Genomic DNA, 18,116 nt, shown 5'->3' on the forward strand with positions numbered 1-18,116 from the left:
AGTATTATACGTGAGTAATATATTTAGCGTTGCAAATATGCGAAAAATACGGAAGTGTGTAAGGAGCATTTTGTGCTTATTGCTTAAATTCGATCCTCATATGTTCAAACAGTTCATAGGCTGGAAATTCCTGCTGGTTAGTGCGGCAGTACTCATTATAGTGGGGACAATCTGGTATGTAAGCAGCCTGGCCCGCAAGATCGAAGACGAAGAAACCCGCAAAGTGGCGACCTGGGTGGCGGCTAACAAAGAGCTATTACAGGCTCCCGACGAAGCGAATCTCAACCTTGCAGTAGAGATCATCACTAACAATACCACTATTCCTGTGATCATCACAGACCGGGAAGGGCATATTATCGACTCCCGTAACCTGGATACAGTACGGATGGCACATAATCCACAATACATTGAAGATGAGTTGACTACCTTCCGGAAGCAACACCGGCCATTTATCATGGAGATCGATACCCGGAATAATCTTTACAATTATATTTATTATGGTGACTCCCTTATTCTCAAACAGGTTCGTTACTATCCATATATACAATTAATGGTGGTGGCGTTGTTTGTAAGTATCATGCTGATCGCCTTGTCATCTTCCAACCGTGCAGTCCAGAACCTGGTATGGGTCGGGATGGCCAAAGAGACGGCGCACCAGCTGGGCACTCCCCTATCATCTATTGAAGCGTGGATTGAGTTGCTCAAGGAAACGGAAGGCAATGAACTGATGGCGGCAGAACTGACGAAGGATGTAGACAGGTTGAAACTGATCACGGAGCGATTCTCGAAGATTGGTAGTGTACCGCAGCTGGAAGAGCGGGATGTGATTCAGCAGGTGAGCAGTATGATGCAGTATATTAAAAAGAGGGCGCCACAGAAGGTGGTATTTACGATGCATACGCAGGAGCATGAGATGCCGGCGATGATTTCGCCTTCGTTGTTTGACTGGGTGATCGAGAATTTATTGAAGAATGCGTTGGATGCGATGGAGGGGAAGGGTAGTATTGATATTTTCATTGAGAGCCATCCGGCGCATATTATTATTGATATTACTGATACGGGGAAAGGGATTCCGAAGGCAAATTTCGAGAAGGTGTTTAAGCCGGGGTTTAGTACAAAGAAACGGGGTTGGGGGTTAGGGCTGTCGTTGGCCAAGCGGATTATTGATGAGTATCATAAGGGGAGATTGATGGTAAAGTCTTCGGAGATTGGGAAAGGGACGACGTTTAGGATTTGGTTGAGGAAATAAATGGGTGGGGGAAGCAGAAAAATTTGCAATTAAATTTGTTGGTTTTTAAAAAGATTATATATTTGCACTCCTTCAAAGATGCGGAGGTGGCGAAATTGGTAGACGCGCTACTTTGAGGTGGTAGTGCCTGAAAGGGCTTGGGAGTTCGAATCTCCTCTTCCGCACATTACACTAACTAACCCGCTCCCAGAGCGGGTTTCGTTGTTTCACAGAAGTAACGGGGGCCGTTCGGGGGTCAATTCAAAAAAACATAAATTTTTGAAAATGACTAGTGTAAACTATTCCCCAGCGGTAATTTATCCCAGCTCACTCGACCTAAGTGTAAGCAAATGGTATGTCATCTACAGGTATACCAACCCTTTTACTTTTAGAAAAGAACCATTTCGGGTTTACGAAGACATTAACAGGAAGTCGGGTAACGAAAAGATTGCCTATGCCATCATGCTACGTGATGCTGTTAACCTGGCGCTTGCTGCCGGCTACTCACCTTATGGCGAGGAAGAGTTATTGATAGAAGAACAGCAACAGCAGGAAGCTGCTCAACAGGCGTTAATGAATTCTGTGTCGTTGCGACATAACTATACAGTAGTGCAGGCATATAAATTCTTCATTGATCAAAAAAAGCAGGAGAAAAAATCAAAGGCCACGATAACCAGGTATAAAGATAACATCGGACTGTTGCTGGAATGGATGAACGAACGTAATCTGCTTCTTACAAAGGCCCGGGATCTTACTGCCGACCTGCTGCTGTCGTTCCTGCGTGATAGCGAACTCAAAAGAGGATGGGTAGGTAAAACCTACAATAATTATCTGACTTCACTGCACGCCTTCCTTAATCTTTTATCATTGAATATCCACGGGATAATTGAGAAGAACCCAATCCAAGGTGCCCCAACACGCGACACACTTGCCCGTAAGCATGCCGCATATGATGATCAGCAATTATCCCTGATTCTCTCTGCGGTTCGAAATGCGAAGGATCGGTATATGGAGGGATTGATATTAACGAGTTACTATGCGTGTATCAGGGCGAAATCAGAGATGATTGCTTTAAAAGCAGGCTGGGTTATATATGATCGTAATCTCATTAAAATAGAGGCGGAAGATGCAAAGTCCAGGCGGGACGACTACATACCACTTGACCCGATATTAAAAGCTCATTTCATTGCTCAGGGCTATGACAAGCTACCGGCAGACTGGCATATATTCGGCAATTGTGGCAAGCCTGGTCCTACCCCTGCGTCTGCAAATCACTATTCGCGAATTTTCAGGCCATATAGAGATCAGGTTGGACTGGAAGATAGATATACGCTTTATTCTTTTAAACACACCAGGGCGATCCATTTAGCGATGGCGGGAAAGACAATCCTTCAAATAATGGTATTGCTGCGGCATAAGTCTCCCTCAGAGACCGAGATCTATCTAAGAGATTTGGGCGTACTTATTGAACGCGGGGCTATTGAAGGCAGTAGGGAGATATAAACAATAAAAAGCTGGGTATACACTCATCTTTTTATCATATCAACCAAAATCTGAATTGTAGTTATTTATTTGAACAGCGCCTCTGCCTGGTTGTACATAGATACGAAATTCTTCTGCTCTGCCTCTGTGAGAATAGCATCCTTATCGCCGGTAACCCACTCGCGTTTATAGATCAATGCAAGTTCCGCAGGGGTATCCACGTGAGCCTTAACAACTCTGTATGTATCACCACCCACATAAATACCGCGATCTTTCAGCCGATCGGACAGCATTTCAAGGAATGATTCTGGGCTGGCGAATGCCGCAAACAATCTTACATTCCCAGTTCCATTCTCAGTCTTAGATACAACACCAGTGATCAGGCGATCATATTTAGCCGGCCACCGGGTGCTGTCAACCTGGATGCCACCGAAGTTATTATTCACTCCTGACTTCCCGTTTGCAGATTCGTTACGGAAGACAATGTAAGTAGATCTCTTTACTTCTACAGGCGCCTGTAATTTTTTTATTGCAGCGATCACTTTTGCCATTTCAACCGTTGTCTTTTGGTATGGCACCATTGGCTTTTCTGGATATGCGTTCTTCATATAAATCCTTTAATCTTTGAAAAAATACCACCACCAACTACCAGACTGATACCGACCCATGTCAACCAGGCGCGTTTCTTCCAAGCATTCTTGTCGAATGTTACATCTTTAAGATTGGCCTGTAACTTATCGTTCTTGGCTGCTTCTTCAGTGTATTTGTCGAGTAGTTTATCACACTTTAAATTGGCCTCGGCAAGACTATCCCTTACAGCTTTCAGTGCTGCTTGGTCCTCAACCTGTAAAGTATCAACCCTAACCTTTTGATCAGGGCATTTGACACTATCCCTGCCATTGCAGGGGATCTTTTCACCAGGCAAGTATTGTGTGATCCCTTGCTTCAAGGGTTGTACTGGCACACATGGTAGTGCCTCCCGAACCTTCTGCAGCTGCACCATTTCCTTTTGCCTGGCCGCTGCATCTTTGGCTGCTTTACGGGCTGCAATATTCTCAGGAGACCGGCAGCCAATAACAAGCAAAAAAAACAGTATAAAAATTGAATATCTCATTGTCAATGGTTTAAGAACTTATCAATCAACGAACTGATACTAAACCCGGCAGATGTCGCAACGCCAATAATCCACCATTTCATACGATCATATTCCGACACACGATCTTCCAGTTTCTTGATTCTACCAGCCAGGCCGCCATCACCAGACATAGGGTTCCCCATGATTGCCTCTTTGATCTGATGCATCACGCCTTTCATCTCCCCGAGTTCGCCTTTCATCTCGCCCAGATCCTCTGTAACTCTTTCCAAGTTCTCTTCCATCCGTTCTATGTTTTGTTCCGGTGTCATGACTGTTCATCTTTAGTTTGAAGCCCGAACATTTTTGATAAGGCTAGCGTCAGCATGTCCAGTCCTTTTAAATAAAGCATTATTCTAACTGCAGTATCAGGCTTAATCGCAGGATCACCGGATACGATAAATACTGCAACAGTAGTTAATACTGATACAATGTAAAATGTGCGTTTGGCCCACAAAGGGGTTCTGGTATTGAGTTGGTCGAAACCAAACTTTGTTTCTGTATTTTCTGACATAATACTAAGTTTTAAATTATCCATTCAGAAGCTGCAATTTTGCAGAACTTCAGAGATTGAGTTTGATTGTTATTGTCGGGAATGAGAACTCTATCGTAGTAAGTTAGAAGCAGATTATTACTTCCATCAATTACGACCGAAGGGTAACTGAATTCATGTGTACTACTACTCTCGATATCCAACAACTTATTCCACGTCGCACCATAGTCAGTTGACCTGCTGATCACCAATGGAGTACGGTATCCCCTGTTCCTGAATAATACTGCAGATTGGTAATTGTGAATGGCATGTAATGCATTGTTACCCCAAAACAATAGGGCAGGTGCATCGGGACTTATTAAAGTAGATGCTCCAGCCCCGGACCATGTAGAGCCGTTATCTGAAGAGTATGCAAAATACTGTACACCCTGATTACACCTGATTGTCATTATAAGCTGTCCGTTGCCCATCTGCACCAATGATGCCTCAGTGAGATTTATATTATGTAAATATATATCTGCTGATCTGGACCACGTTGCCCCATTATCATCACTGTAATAGACGAATACTTTTAAGTCTTCCGTTCCCGCCTGGTATGCGGCATAGTCATTTGCCCACCACACAGGGTACATGATTCGTCCTGAGTAAACACGAGCAGTAGCGTTGAGCTGACCGAAATATGCTGTGCCTGATAAGATAAGTGTTGCTGCGCCCCATGTAACACCACCATCTGTTGACTTCTTTACGTAGTGTTCGATTGAGGTAGTTGCTGTTTTCTTGGAATAAAAAACGCAACCTATGCCACTTCCATCCGGATAGGTAAAAAACATTGGACTCACCGTATTGATTGCGCCTGACAATGTTACCTGAAATACTGCAGGTGCTGACCAGGTTACCCCTCCGTTTGTTGAAACGGTATACATTGTTTGTCCTGAGCTTGAATCAGTATCTACAGGTCCGTATTGACTGAGAGCGACGAAATAACTGCCATCACTTCGAACCAATAAATCAGCGCAATCCTTTCTTTTATTTGCGGCCGTCCAATATGATATATAGCTCTTAATCATAAAGTTGATATTAAATTAAAGGAGTAAGTTCTTGAAGGTGATAATAAGGTTGAGGTTGAAAAGATAATTATAGTGTTAGAACTAGTTGCGTTGAATCCCACAGGTGCGCCTATGGTATTTACGTCTGATGCACTATATACAGTAACTGGAGTACTGGCAAAAGGTAAACTCATCACTAAGTTACCTATTGTCCCGCTGGAAGTTATACCGGTACCGGTTGTTATTGATACGTTCATTCGATTGGCTACCCCCGTTATACTAACGCTGTACCCAGTCCCCAATATGTCGTTTGTGGAAGCAACAGGCGAAAATGTCACAGCAGATATATTTTGATTACGATTGGTTCGTGAAAGTACCTGCCAATAATTTCCATAAGCTTGTAACCTCACAGATTCACCCGGTGCAAATAATGTATCCCTCCATCTATGGTCGATACTATCTGTGCTGGCAAACGGTGATATTATAACCAATGCGCTATTGAGCTTTGTTTTCTTAATCTCATATATTCTACCTGGACAAGTACTTGCCAGTGGCAGAGTATATACAATGTTGGTATCATTATTAGCATACACAGAGTAATACTGATCTGAAAATGTTATAGACGAGTCAAACCCCCGAGGTGTTATAGCCATGGATCCCATAATATGCAATGCACTATTGGGGCTAAATGTATTAATACCCATATAGCTTTTACCATTATATCCCAAAACCGCAAGCGCTTTATTATACGCCCTTAACTGTACGATACCTGTTGAAGAGGACAAAAGACCCGTGCTGTCGTTCCCTGTTAGGAAAGCATTACCCCTAAATGTGCTCGCATACATTGAGTCTGCTCTTCCCGTACCTGTAATCCAGAAATTTCCAGACTGCGCGGATGTGTTTTGGTTCAATATTGCAACACTTGATGCATTACTCCACTGTGGCTTACCTCCAAATCCGGATTGAAGAATCTGTCCAGTAGTACCAGCCGCCAAACGAGCTAAATTCCCAGTTGCGCTATCTCTATAAGCCATATCCCATTTGGCATCACTACCAAGGTCCAACCGTGTGGTACCGCTCACGTGCAATTGCCGGGTAGATCCAGTAACATTAATCCCCACATTACCTTGTATGTAAGCACCATTCGTTGGGGGCACAGTAGCAAAAGAAGACGCTACAACAAGACCGCCCATTTTAACAGTCTGTGCCGCATTTGAATTGGTAAGGAAAGATGTATACGGATTGGGGCCGCTGTTTCCTCGCAAATAACTACTGTCATCCAGCGCCACGCCGTTATTAATATGCGCACCACGCAGCGGCACTGTATTGCCAACCATCAATTGATTCTGAATGTAAGCACTACCAGCTGCCGGCTGCGTTATAGCGTATGTTGATGAAGCTGCAAGGCTACCAGTTTGAACTGCGCCGGCGGAATTGGTTTTAGTGAATGCTTTAATTATACCGCCGCTGCCAGTTAAATAACTACTATCAGAAAATGCGATGCCGGTCCATGCATGAACGCTTTTGAAAGGAACAATAGATGAACCAAAGCTTGCACTTAAAGTAGTAGTATTTCCGGCAGCAGTTGCAGACTGTAAGGAGGCGCCACCTCCGTTATTTATTTGCGCCTGCAGCTTACCCAAGGCCGTTACAACACTGTCACTTGGTTGAATGGGTACCGCCGCTTCAGACAAAAGACTAGTGATTTGGAAATTCTGCCAGTCATCAAGCTGGCGTTTAATAACCAGATCGTTTGTGTCTACTGCAGCTGATGCTGTTGCACGTCCATTCACTTTCAATGCCTGTCCAGACTTAAATCGTTGCATATAAGTCATTAAGTCATCAGCCGTGGTATCATTAAAAGCGAACGGATATCCAACCGCCAGTTTGCCAGCGAACTGCGTGTTATCATCACCTCCTATCCTCATTGAGTATTTGAGAGCGGTCGGGCTGAGTGTCTTCGTGACGGAGAATAGATTGCTTTGCTTGCTTATACGACCATTAGTTGCATCATTCAAGTTTCTTGACGCAATGTTCACACCGCCTGCAGACAGGATAAAATTTTTATCACTATTTGATCTGCCAGTGGTATCTACTGCGTAATACCGGCCCAATAAGTATAAGGCTCTATTGAAAGAGAGTCCAAGGTTTGTGCTGTCATACCTGATGGTTCCTGCTATATAAGGCATGAATTGAGTTGAAATGAATGTTGAATTTCCAAGCTCCAAATTCCCACCGGTAGTACTGTCCTCAACATTGACACCTACCTTATCCCCCAGCCCGGTAAATTTCCGTTTCACCACTATTCCACTATCTGCCCGAAGGTGTCCGTCTATCCAGGCACGCGCATTTTGCGGCCCGGCGTATTGGTTCTGAATACCGTTCATTGAGACGGCAATAACACCTCCATTTGTTCTCCTGAAATATAGAGTGTCGTTTGAGCGAACAGCTGAATCCAGTGATACGGCAGTGTTATTTGTAGACAGAATTGAAATCCAATGAGACAATTCACAGCTATACATGTACAGTGTATCTCCCCTACGTGCTATCTGCCTGCAGGGATTGATTGATCCGTCAAGTATGGTGTCTCCAGGAATCGTCAGGATCTTTTCGGCGTTGGCCCTGTTAAAAGTTTTACCGAAAGATGGATCAGTCTGATAAATCTGCCCTTTTGCCAATGCTGATATCAAGATCAGCGCTATAAATAATACCTTCTTCATCTTATACATATATTAATGGCAACTCGCCTGCGTTGATAGGTCGTGTTTCATTCCCCCCTGTAGTCTGTGTTGTATCTTCCAGGTATTCCCGGCTGTTGCCGGACACGTTGTTTACACCAATACCCTGGTTACGGTTTACGGAATCTCGTTTAATAAACTTTTGGTTGCTGTTGGCTCCTGCAGCATGGCTGTGACTTTGAATTTGCATGCCCTGCTTGCTCCCTGGCTTAGATCCCGTGCCAGCAGTGTACCTGTCCACATCTACATTTGCCCCTAGATCAATCCAGCGGGGGAAATATCCACGCAGATCTGGTACCTGTATCGTGGTAGAGCCATCGCCCCAGCCCCATTGAGTTTTATTGCTGGCCCAATCAGCTGCGTTCAACACAGTACCTGCATAGGCAGTATTTAACCTGGTCAAATAATCTACTAAGCGGGGGTAGTCTGCCCTGAGAATAGTTTGCCCCTGAGCGATGATCTGATTTGCCCCGGCAAGTCGGCCAGGTACTATGTGCCCCACTCTATCATATCCCATTGAATCATTCACGATATACCAGGTAGCGCCGGCACGTATCAGTTCGATCCGCTCGTTTTTACCCAGCCAGATGGACTGGACCGCGCCTCCGTTAAAGGCAATGCTCTGTCCAGTAGGAGCGGTAATAGTTGACTGCTTATTACCCACACTATTTTGCAGGATAGCACATAGCACATTCTCTGGATAGTCTGATCCCAGTATAATTTCGGAGCCTGTCGTGATTACCAGCAGCTTCCTGTAAGTGGATGCGGTAAGTGTTGTGTTATTTGAGATCAACTGCACTCCGTTAGAGTACCTTGAAATAGCATCAGGTGTACTGATATACGGTGTGATTTGTGGTTGAAATTGTGCCGTGATAATATCACCATCTATAAATTCATCTCCTTCCTGCAGCAACTCAATACCTCCACCGGGTACATCGTTTTGCCACTCAACTCCTTTCACCATCAACTCCACGCCGCGACGATGTATGCCGAACACTTTTCCGTCGAGGTATGGGTCATTGATTGTATTGCCAGACACGGTAACACCAGATGGCAGGCTGACACCAATCCTATACACCCGGTCGGGTATAACTACACCACTACCCAGATAATTTGATATGATTGAGCCAATAAGCTCCTGAGTGGCTCTATATGACAACCCCGTGGCAGGATCACACAAAACACCATACCAATCACCATCAGGGGTTAATGGCGCCGCATCAGGTAATTCCCTGACGCTATAGAGATCAACTTCTGTTACATCTGGCCTCATGGTTCTACTTCAATTGGTGTTATTAAATCTTGTCCATTCTCTGAAGGACTAATACCTCCGTCGCCGGACCCTGTCCAAAGTCCTGTTAATCCTCCTGCTTCTGCCGGTACCCAGTTGGGCTGCTCAGGTGCATTCCATACAATATTCATCGTATAGTTGCAGCTGTTATCAGGGCTGCTCAGGCGGTAATATAGATTAGGTGCATAACCGTTGAATTGTGAAACAACATCATCCGGATTATTAGCCAGACCGATCAAAGAGCCGTCATACCACAATACCGCAACAGGGTATGGATTCGGGCAACCGGCAAGCCGTACCCCAAACAGATCGGATAGATAAACCGTCTTAACAAAATCATTCTTCTCAATTTTGAGCGCTCCGTTGATCTTTGCTGTAAAGGAGTATGTAACCATGTCTGATATCTCACCTGATATCTCCCAGTGATCGATATACATGCTGCCGGAGTAAATCAACCCGCCAGATAAAGACGTACTGAACTTGAACGCCACTAAGGCGCCAGATTCAAGCCATTCCAACACAGAGACACCATTGATAACGTCCTGGTAGATCATTAACCCATCACCTGAGATAGTCCCTCTTTTGGTAGACGGGATATAGGATTCATCTGCTGTGGTAGGATTGGTAATAGTCAGCATATCCCTGTCACGGGATAACGAGCATGTCTTTGAATGACACACCGGGATCAGATTATTCTGATCAGTATTTATGCTGATTATAAGATCCTGCCCTAATATCATCTTGTTTAGTTGTCGTTCTCAATATCTGTTTCGACGTATGTCACTGATGCACCGCCCTCCGGCAGCACCTCTTCCAGTAAAACATTATGAATGCATTTTTTAACCTTGTATGAGTCAGAGAGCATCATATATCGTTTGCCTGGTATCGTGTCTACCTTGAATACATTGTACATCTGAATGGTATTACTGTACACGCTACTTTCGAACGTGGTTATACTCTTAGCGTATTGGTCCACGTTGGCACGGGCCATATGTTCCTCGATATCACGCGCGGTAACGCCTGCCTTAGCACTATTCCAGGTTGCCGCAGGTACGCCGGCAGACACAAATAATGTATTTGATAGCCCTACTTCACCGGTATCAATGAACTGGAAAGATGTTTCGTCCTGTTCCAGTGAATAGTTTGCATTATTTGTTATTGTAAGATCCCTACCAGTAGCGCCGGTAGAGATAACCCCAATTTTCATAGGCCAGAATTCCACATTAGGATTAGCGACACCGTCTTCCGGGGGGCCTAATAGTGGGTTATAGTCTGGACCGGCGGGGTTGTACTGCCCAGTAGGCAGATAGATTGATATGCGAATTCTCATCGCATTAGGGAAATGGCTGCTCTCTTTTGTCGCAGATAGCGGATTTGCTTTAATGCTGAAGGAGCCATCACGCTTCTTCCCTGACCGTTGGATCTGTATATATGTTGGATCGGAACCGAAGTCATACACCCAACTACCGGATGAATCCAGTCGGAAGAACCCTGTTATAGTAGGGTCGTCGGCCATTATGGATACAGTAAGATTGGTCGTACCATTAAACTTATACTTGAAGCTGAACTCCAATAGGTCATGTTTACCCATGATAGAATCCACACTTTGATATAAATATTCAATAGTACTGGGGTTTACAGGATCTCTATAAACCACTAACCTGTAAGGGTCGTCAATGGTTGCGGTGCCTACGCGATCAATGGGAGGATTGCCGAAGCGTGTCCATCCGGGGAAGTCGGTACCAGTCCATCCAAGCCATGTAAAATTTACCAGCCGGTTGATCGATTTATACTCCACCTTAAACGTAGCTTTCTTCACAGCTGGAACCAGGCGAATATTTCCATTGAAGTCAACAGGTACACCGTCGAACAATCCCACTCCCGGACCGAGAACATTTATAAAGCTGGGAACTGTTATCGCGTTAACAGCGCTGTCCACGTATTGATCAATACCTACCTCGTCCTGGTATAGGTCAGAGGACCGGACAATCCATACCTGATTGTTTGCTATAAATACCCGGGAATAGAAATTGATGCAGAAGTACTCCAGCATGTCATATGTACTGATAGGCCCTTTCACGAAGTCATAGAACATATCAGTATGCACATAGCTGCCGAGTAATAGCTTCTGAGCAGCCTCAATATTTGAAGGGTACAGGGAATTGATGACATTCACCGGAACAGTACTATCTATGGTCTGATATAAACCTCGTTGCACGATGGCTTCATATAGCGTTACGCGGTCGTACTTCAATTGTCCGTCCTGGTACATATTGAAGTTTACGGTCTTGCCAAAAGCAAGGCCATCAACAGCTGTCAGAGTTACCTCGAACGGAGGGAACCGGAAATCATACTGCCCGGAATCCGGTTTGATGAAATATACACCGTCCAGCACGTCATTTTTGAATATTTCTACCCGGTGATAACGTTCATCGGTATCAAAAAACTCAGTAGGCAACGGGATATTCTCACCCCCGGTGTACACATACTTGATGGTAGCCTTACGACCTACTATCCAGCTGCGTTTACTCTCGTCGCTATTGGTATATTCCAATACCAAAGGAGCACCAGCAGGCGTCAGAACAATAGGTTCTGCGGGTAATACGCCACCAAACGGACGGATATCTATTCGCCAGTTTGCAGGTGTTGCATAGTGCTCATCCTGGAAGGAGATCTGATATTTCACTACCTCGTATGCCATTATCTGACACGCCCCTCCTCACGGCTTGCACGTTTAACGACCGCTACAAGATTGTTACCCTGAAGAATAAACTCGCCACCAACAGTAACATTATTACCACCTCCGAGATAGGGCCATAATTCAGACGGGATCACAGCTTCTTTACGACCAGGGTTATCACCGATCATGGCAAGGGTAGGTTCTGTTACGATACCGCCTGTAGCGAAGGATGGGATCTTAGATGCATAGGCTTTTAGTGCGCCGCCTGCGACGAAGGCGGCTACACCTGCGATAGCTGCTGCAGTAGGATTAAGATTGCTAATGGCGATCTCTAATCCTTTTAGGACTCCAGCGTATATGATTAATTGCTTGCCTAGATTTTGGAAGAATCCTCCCAGTACTGACGCAAAACTCCTCATTGCGTTTTGAATCAGATTGCCACCAACAACAAGTGCTTCTCCAATTGAAGCCCCTAAGCCTTCAATTGTACTGAGTGCCGCATCTTGCAGTAATGCATTAACAATATCCTGGAGAGTTTTTGCTGATTCATCGGTTATTCCTTTGGCAAACTTTGCTGATTTATCATTAAACTCCTTCTGCGCATCCTCAAATGATTTATTCAGCTCAGGAGACTTTTCAAATATTATTTTCGGCTTAATCTTTACATCCAGTTGTAGCTGGCTCTCATTGGGAATACCAAGCAGCTTATAAAGCTCATCCGTTGTAAGCGTCTTCACAGTAGTAGTCTGAACAGATTTGCCGAGGTTCTGAAGTACCTTTGTGCCAATAGCTTTACCACCCAGAATACTATCATCCAGTGAGGTAATCTGCTTTGCTATTTTCTGTATCTCAGGAGACGTAGGCTTTAATCCCAGCTTTATCAAATCCTCAAAGGCTTTCTGATATGCCTTTACCTGATCAGACTTGAAAGCATCAGGTGCCAGGCCAAACTGGCTGTTCTGTGCATTGATTGTCGCCAAATCAGCGCTCAATGCCTTCATTACATCGGCAACGGTTTTGCCGTTCTTCTCAGCACTTTTCCCAAAAGAGGTGCCCACATCTGGCAATGCCTTTTTTAGGGATGCATCCTGTGATCTGAGTAGCTTTATCAGTTCCTGATTTGCATCATATGCCGCTCTTGTTTTTAACAGGGATGGTAAAGCTGCATTTATTCGTGCCAGTTCCTCTGTAGCGGCCTTATCTCCGGCAAAGGAGTCTTTCAACAACTGCTCCAGCTCCTTTTTACGTGCCAGCCTTGGGTCAAGCTCTTTAACAATCGTAGTTGCCTGTTGGTCTGCTGATCTTTCCAGGCTATTTAATACCTCCTGCCGTTGTTGTGCAGTGAGTTTTGCAAAATTATCTAAGGTGTTTTTTACATTTTCGTTCTCCTTAACCTTCTGCTCCAATGTTTTTGCCTCCACGCCGCTCAATAGCTCGTCTGCCTTGGTAACAAAGTTTGACAGGTGTTCCAATGCCTTTGCCAGAGCCGGTGCAGTCCGTGTGCCGATAACATTAAGGAAGTGATCCCAGCTATCACCAAGATTGCTTATTTGGCCTCCCAGTGTTTCAGACACCGCGGCCGTGGAGTTGGCTACACCCTCCAATGACCCGAAAGATAAAACAGCATCACGCACAGCCTTACTGTTCTTCTCAACAGAAACCGTCTGATCGCGGAATGATAAAGTAACTTTGTCGTTAGATTGGCTGGCCTTGATGCCGAATTCCTTCAGACGTTCGAACTCTCCTGTCTGTGCATCAAGAATCGCCTCAGTAAGCTGGTCAAAAGATTTACCCTGGCTCGCTGCAAGGTCACCTATCTGGGTAAGCTGTGTCTTAGTAGGCGTGAACCCACGGTTTACCAATTTGATAAATGCACCGGTGATCTCATCTACCTGATATGGAGTCTTGCTGGCATACTCCTGAATGAGTTCAAAAGACTTCTCTGCCTGAAAGGATCCTTGTGTATTGGTCAGTACCGCCTGAAATGCCTGGTACTTTTTAGTAACGTCCAACACCTCTTTGCCGAAATCAAGTAGCTTATCAACAGCGAACACACCCGCTATCAATCCGCCTACCTTATCAATGGCTCCGGAAAAAGAATTTGCACCACTTGCAGATTGGGCCATCTGGCGTCCTGCAGCTTGTGCGGCAGACCCTACACCTCCCAGTGAAGAGATGGCCTGTTGAGCAGCAGAGAACAATCTTGAAAGGGCGCCCTGTCCACCGCCAGCTGCTGAACCCAGCCGGTTAACACCAGCACTTGCAGCTGCAGCAACAGAGGGGACGTTCCTTATACTACCAGTGAATGAATTAGCAGTACTGGAAAGATTTTGCATGGTGTTATTAGCCCGGTTGCTGCCCGCTTCCATGGCATTTATGGCAGCATTGAACTGCTGCACATTTGCCTGAAGCACAAGACTTAAACCGACATTATCCGCCATGCTAATTAAGTTTATATCGTTTTATAATAGCGTCGTATTCCTCTTTAGATAATGGTTGGAGAGGCTGACGATGGACTACAGGATCAGTGGCTATACGGAACAGGGAATTTTCCTTTACCTGCTTTGCCTTTTTCGGGTCCGAATTCATCAACACAGTAAAATATGCGCCTCGCCGTACACCCTCCATATACCTGGCATTGCGTAGCCAGTATCCCTGTGCTGCCCGGGAATAATCAGTCCACGTCATTGCATAAAACTGATCAGGCAACAACCCCATCTCTCCTATCGCGAAGTCTTTAACTTCCTCCCAACTCGTTTTTTTTTGGAATCTTCTGTATCTGGCTGCTCTGGCAAGATTTGTCTCAAGCCTGAAGCATCCAGCCATGCATCAAACACCTTACCCAGTATGGCGTTATCTGCATCACCTATCCACTCCGCTACATCCTGCCGGGTAAAATCCAGGTCCTTCATCTGCACCCGGTAATTGCCAATAAGGCCAGTGTACACCAGATCACATACAACCAGTAAGGGGCTTTCATTAAGTTTAGACGAGATCAGCTGACCTGCTTCCAATGGATCAGTGCCTACAATCTTACCCAAGGCTTCCTTCTGCCAGTTATTGAAGCGGAGTGTACGCGCCTTCCCGCCTAATTCCAATTCAATTATTCCGCTGCTCATGCTTCAGGTTCTATGGTTTGGGTGTAGCTTCCTGTACCAGTGATGGTAAAATCAAATTTTGCCACCTCCGCGGTAGGGTATGACGTGCTAAGTTTTGAGAAGAAGCCAGAACCAGAGTATGTCACATCACCTGGAACTGGATTACCTGAGAGGGGACCGAGTTTCCAGTCAAACACCGTCATATTACGGAACAGGGCATCTACTTCTGCTTCGGATGCTTTTGTAGTGAAGCCCTCACCGTCACTCAATAAGACCTGAGCGGATCCAGTCACTTCATATGTAATGGTTGGGTTGGGCACCTTTTTACCGGGATCGCATTTTGATGCAGCATCGATGCTATCCCTGCTACGATCAAAAGTGTCGTCTGTCTCACAGACAAGCAAGACAAATGTTGCCCCGGATTTAATGGAAAGGGCGTATGTGCCCACTATATTCCTTTCTGCCATTTTATAGCTCTTTTATGATATGAGTAAAACGGATTGCTTTTTCTACGTACTTATATGTTTCGTCCTGGCTTGTGCTGCTGTTTGAACCATCCAATCGGGTGTTCTGGCAGATAAAGTCGGGAGATAAGTCAATGTTGTTTGTTTTTGGTGCCTGCATTATGATACTCGTCACTTGATTGGCGATATCATCAGCGTATTTCTTGTTTCCGGGATCGCCTGCAGGAAAAGCAGTAACCACAATCAGAATAATGCTGCACTCGCTGTTAAAATCACATTTGTTCTCCCTCTGCACCATCGTCTGCTCTCCAAGGATGACATAAGGTGCTATTGCATATCTTGCAGCTGACGCATCATACACTGGCACAGGATTACCCTTATGGGTCAGATTACCATTTAGTAATAGGTAATAAGCATCTCGTATTGCATATGATGGATCTTTCATTATCTCAGTAGTGATTTAATCTGAGCGATCAGTTTCGCTTTATTTTTCTGGTATGCCGGCCAGAGAAATGGCTTAGCTTTTAGGCCCCGTTCTAATATGGCATTCATCAACATGTACTTTTTACTCTTGTCAATGCCGTGTCTACCCAACCAAGCCTCTATATTCTCCTCAAATTCGTCCCATGTGCCCGGATACGGACCTTTGAACTGATTGGCGTATGATTGAAGTTCTGCAGGCACTTTTACTTGCTTACCTGTACCCCACTCTACAAAAGGTGCCCATTTAGCCGAGTTACCCACTTCAAATGTGTATGGGTTCAGGACCTTCACAAACTGATGAGATAACAGTCCACCGCCGGCGCCGAGATCTATACTGCCATTCGACTGGATGTTACTGATAGCGTCATCGTTAATATCATATGCTGCAGCTTCTGTCAACGCCTTAGCCTGTGGCATAACTGATCTCAGTTCATTTATCAGGCCCCTTAGTTCCCTCATGCCTTGAAGATTGACTCTAAAACCATCTGCCATAGCTATGACTTTTCTACACCTACAATTCGCCAGTATTTTTGTCTTTCTTCAACCTGTTCTATGCTGTTTACGGTATAATTTTTCCCCTTGTAAACAATCAGCATGCTTTTGTCAGGTGTAAATCCATTACGGTATCTGATCGTAAACCTGTATCCATTCTTAATGACAGTTTGATACTCCGATAACTCCCGGGAAGATGACAGAGGTCTTGCCTCTACCCAGTCAGTTAGAACTTCAGTATACGTAGTTTCAACTCCGCCACCACCTACAGCTGTGCTAACCGGTGATTGAATCGTGATCTTTTGTCGCATCTGCCCTATCATATCCAGGAGTTTTGATTGTACCCTGATAACATATAAAGCACATCAGGATTGACCTGCCCTGCACCGGTAGAATCACCACGATTCTCATACATCCAGGCTACTTGTTTCAATATCCCCTGCCTGATTGCATCAGGACAGTTAGCATAACCAGCATCGTATTTGATCGTATAATATCCTTCCTGGCCTCTGAATGTTTGCCCTTCAACAGTGTATTTTGTTGTGGTAATATTCATGGTATCGTCCCATTCATACCTGAACTTCACCTCTGTTACCTCAGTAACAGGACCGTATGGGATAACGTACTCTGAGCAATCTCCCAAGGAGAATGTTGCTTGTAATGATTTAGGAGCAAAGGATATATTCAGCTGCTTTTCCAGCAATTGCCTGGCCGCTGTGATCATACCAGTAATAATATCGTCATCGTCACTGTAACTAACCTTCAGGAAGTCTTTGGCCTCCTGAAGTGTTACAGGTTCGCTGGCAACATCAGTCAATACGGTAATATCCTTTGTCCTTGTCCGTAGCATTACTTACTTTTTCTTCTTGGAAGACTTTTCTGGTTTAGTGGTTTGCACTGGAGGATTAGCTACCGGATTTTGAGCATCAGACAAAACGCTTACAAACCCCTTATTGGATAATTCAGTTGCTCTGTCTTCATTCAATTCCAGTATTTGCCCTCTTTCCCTTACGTCATCGCTTAGTCGATCACGAAACCGCTTTATTACAGTCACTTTCATAAGGAAGTGTTTTATTGTCTCCCGTATACTTTCGCCTTGATCTGCGCTGACATGGTACCCGTGCCGGTAGCTTTCACTCGTATATATTTAGCACCAGGATCAACAATTCGCCATCCAAGTGTCTGGCCGGCTACATCTGTAGCAGTGTAAACACTGTCCCGCTTAAGGCTGTAAAAGTTTGAGCCGTCGATACTGTATTCAACAGTAGCGGTACCTCCGACTGTTCCACTGATCTTGGTGTAACTCACTGCAACCTCCCATGTCTTGTAAGAGACATTGTAAGGTGTAGGAATGGTCAGATACTTGGTGCCAGTGTTAGTCACCGTATCAATTGTCTTACTGTACTGAGACAGCAGGTCCGTCTGAGCAGATGCAGTAAAAGATAGGCCGATCATAAAGGCCAGTATGAAGAGTAAATTTTTCATCTGA

The 18,116-nt window shown here is 44.9% G+C and carries 20 protein-coding genes and 1 tRNA gene; 3 read left to right on the forward strand and 18 right to left on the reverse strand.

What is annotated here, in order from left to right; genetic code table 11:
- The first annotated feature begins 100 nt into the window (after positions 1 to 100).
- The 3 genes from ABDW33_RS24575 (at position 101) to ABDW33_RS24585 (ending at position 2,731) form a co-directional block, all read left to right on the forward strand.
- Positions 101 to 1,249: an ATP-binding protein gene (locus ABDW33_RS24575; protein WP_343692751.1), complete on the forward strand. Its 1,149-nt coding sequence runs from the start codon at positions 101 to 103 to the stop codon at positions 1,247 to 1,249.
- Between the two features lie 80 nt (positions 1,250 to 1,329).
- Positions 1,330 to 1,413: transfer RNA gene (locus tag ABDW33_RS24580), tRNA-Leu, on the forward strand.
- A gap of 100 nt (positions 1,414 to 1,513) precedes the next feature.
- On the forward strand, positions 1,514 to 2,731 hold the full coding sequence (locus ABDW33_RS24585; protein WP_343692752.1) for a tyrosine-type recombinase/integrase: 1,218 nt from the start codon (positions 1,514 to 1,516) through the stop codon (positions 2,729 to 2,731).
- Positions 2,732 to 2,796: 65 nt separating this feature from the next.
- On the opposite strand, the gene ABDW33_RS24590 is transcribed toward ABDW33_RS24585, so the two are convergent.
- From ABDW33_RS24590 to ABDW33_RS24675, 18 genes are all read right to left on the reverse strand, one after another.
- Entirely contained in the window at positions 2,797 to 3,318 is a 522-nt protein-coding gene (locus tag ABDW33_RS24590; RefSeq protein WP_343692753.1) for a hypothetical protein, read from the reverse strand.
- Positions 3,315 to 3,824 (reverse strand): hypothetical protein, encoded by a 510-nt coding sequence (locus ABDW33_RS24595; protein WP_343692754.1) that lies wholly within the window; start codon positions 3,822 to 3,824, stop codon positions 3,315 to 3,317. Before ABDW33_RS24595 ends, ABDW33_RS24590 begins: the two co-directional genes overlap by 4 nt.
- Before the next feature lie 2 nt (positions 3,825 to 3,826).
- Positions 3,827 to 4,087 (reverse strand): hypothetical protein, encoded by a 261-nt coding sequence (locus ABDW33_RS24600; RefSeq protein WP_343692755.1) that lies wholly within the window; start codon positions 4,085 to 4,087, stop codon positions 3,827 to 3,829.
- Positions 4,088 to 4,110: 23 nt separating this feature from the next.
- The gene (locus tag ABDW33_RS24605; protein WP_343692756.1) at positions 4,111 to 4,356 is read right to left on the reverse strand and encodes a hypothetical protein; all 246 of its coding nucleotides are present in this window, start codon (positions 4,354 to 4,356) and stop codon (positions 4,111 to 4,113) included.
- An 11-nt stretch (positions 4,357 to 4,367) separates the two neighbouring features.
- A complete protein-coding gene (locus tag ABDW33_RS24610; RefSeq protein ID WP_343692757.1) occupies positions 4,368 to 5,402 on the reverse strand; it encodes a sialidase family protein in 1,035 nt (344 codons plus the stop codon).
- Positions 5,399 to 8,101 carry a hypothetical protein gene (locus ABDW33_RS24615; protein ID WP_343692758.1) on the reverse strand — a complete coding sequence of 901 codons (2,703 nt, stop codon included), beginning with the start codon at positions 8,099 to 8,101 and terminating at the stop codon, positions 5,399 to 5,401. The genes ABDW33_RS24610 and ABDW33_RS24615 overlap by 4 nt, the downstream gene beginning before the upstream one ends.
- 1 nt (position 8,102) lies before the next feature.
- On the reverse strand, positions 8,103 to 9,392 hold the full coding sequence (locus ABDW33_RS24620; protein ID WP_343692759.1) for a hypothetical protein: 1,290 nt from the start codon (positions 9,390 to 9,392) through the stop codon (positions 8,103 to 8,105).
- Positions 9,389 to 10,150 (reverse strand): phage tail tube protein, encoded by a 762-nt coding sequence (locus ABDW33_RS24625; protein ID WP_343692760.1) that lies wholly within the window; start codon positions 10,148 to 10,150, stop codon positions 9,389 to 9,391. The genes ABDW33_RS24620 and ABDW33_RS24625 overlap by 4 nt, the downstream gene beginning before the upstream one ends.
- 5 nt (positions 10,151 to 10,155) lie before the next feature.
- Complete coding sequence (locus ABDW33_RS24630; RefSeq protein WP_343692761.1) at positions 10,156 to 12,111, reverse strand: hypothetical protein; 1,956 nt, start codon at positions 12,109 to 12,111, stop codon at positions 10,156 to 10,158.
- Positions 12,111 to 14,531 (reverse strand): hypothetical protein, encoded by a 2,421-nt coding sequence (locus ABDW33_RS24635; RefSeq protein WP_343692762.1) that lies wholly within the window; start codon positions 14,529 to 14,531, stop codon positions 12,111 to 12,113. The genes ABDW33_RS24630 and ABDW33_RS24635 overlap by 1 nt, the downstream gene beginning before the upstream one ends.
- 282 nt (positions 14,532 to 14,813) lie before the next feature.
- The gene (locus tag ABDW33_RS24640; protein WP_343692763.1) at positions 14,814 to 15,209 is read right to left on the reverse strand and encodes a hypothetical protein; all 396 of its coding nucleotides are present in this window, start codon (positions 15,207 to 15,209) and stop codon (positions 14,814 to 14,816) included.
- On the reverse strand, positions 15,206 to 15,655 hold the full coding sequence (locus tag ABDW33_RS24645) for a hypothetical protein (protein WP_343692764.1): 450 nt from the start codon (positions 15,653 to 15,655) through the stop codon (positions 15,206 to 15,208). The genes ABDW33_RS24640 and ABDW33_RS24645 overlap by 4 nt, the downstream gene beginning before the upstream one ends.
- 1 nt (position 15,656) lies before the next feature.
- Complete coding sequence (locus ABDW33_RS24650; RefSeq protein ID WP_343692765.1) at positions 15,657 to 16,097, reverse strand: hypothetical protein; 441 nt, start codon at positions 16,095 to 16,097, stop codon at positions 15,657 to 15,659.
- Positions 16,097 to 16,594, reverse strand: a complete 498-nt coding sequence (locus ABDW33_RS24655) for a hypothetical protein (RefSeq protein ID WP_343692766.1) — start codon at positions 16,592 to 16,594, stop codon at positions 16,097 to 16,099. The genes ABDW33_RS24650 and ABDW33_RS24655 overlap by 1 nt, the downstream gene beginning before the upstream one ends.
- Before the next feature lie 35 nt (positions 16,595 to 16,629).
- Positions 16,630 to 16,950 carry a phage head closure protein gene (locus ABDW33_RS24660; protein ID WP_343692767.1) on the reverse strand — a complete coding sequence of 107 codons (321 nt, stop codon included), beginning with the start codon at positions 16,948 to 16,950 and terminating at the stop codon, positions 16,630 to 16,632.
- On the reverse strand, positions 16,947 to 17,477 hold the full coding sequence (locus ABDW33_RS24665; RefSeq protein ID WP_343692768.1) for a head-tail connector protein: 531 nt from the start codon (positions 17,475 to 17,477) through the stop codon (positions 16,947 to 16,949). The genes ABDW33_RS24660 and ABDW33_RS24665 overlap by 4 nt, the downstream gene beginning before the upstream one ends.
- Before the next feature lie 3 nt (positions 17,478 to 17,480).
- A complete protein-coding gene (locus ABDW33_RS24670; RefSeq protein WP_343692769.1) occupies positions 17,481 to 17,687 on the reverse strand; it encodes a hypothetical protein in 207 nt (68 codons plus the stop codon).
- A gap of 11 nt (positions 17,688 to 17,698) precedes the next feature.
- On the reverse strand, positions 17,699 to 18,112 hold the full coding sequence (locus ABDW33_RS24675; RefSeq protein ID WP_343692770.1) for a hypothetical protein: 414 nt from the start codon (positions 18,110 to 18,112) through the stop codon (positions 17,699 to 17,701).
- Positions 18,113 to 18,116: the final 4 nt, after the last annotated feature.

The organism is Chitinophaga sp. (assembly GCF_039596155.1).
In the GTDB taxonomy this organism is placed as follows: Bacteria; Bacteroidota; Bacteroidia; order Chitinophagales; family Chitinophagaceae; genus Chitinophaga.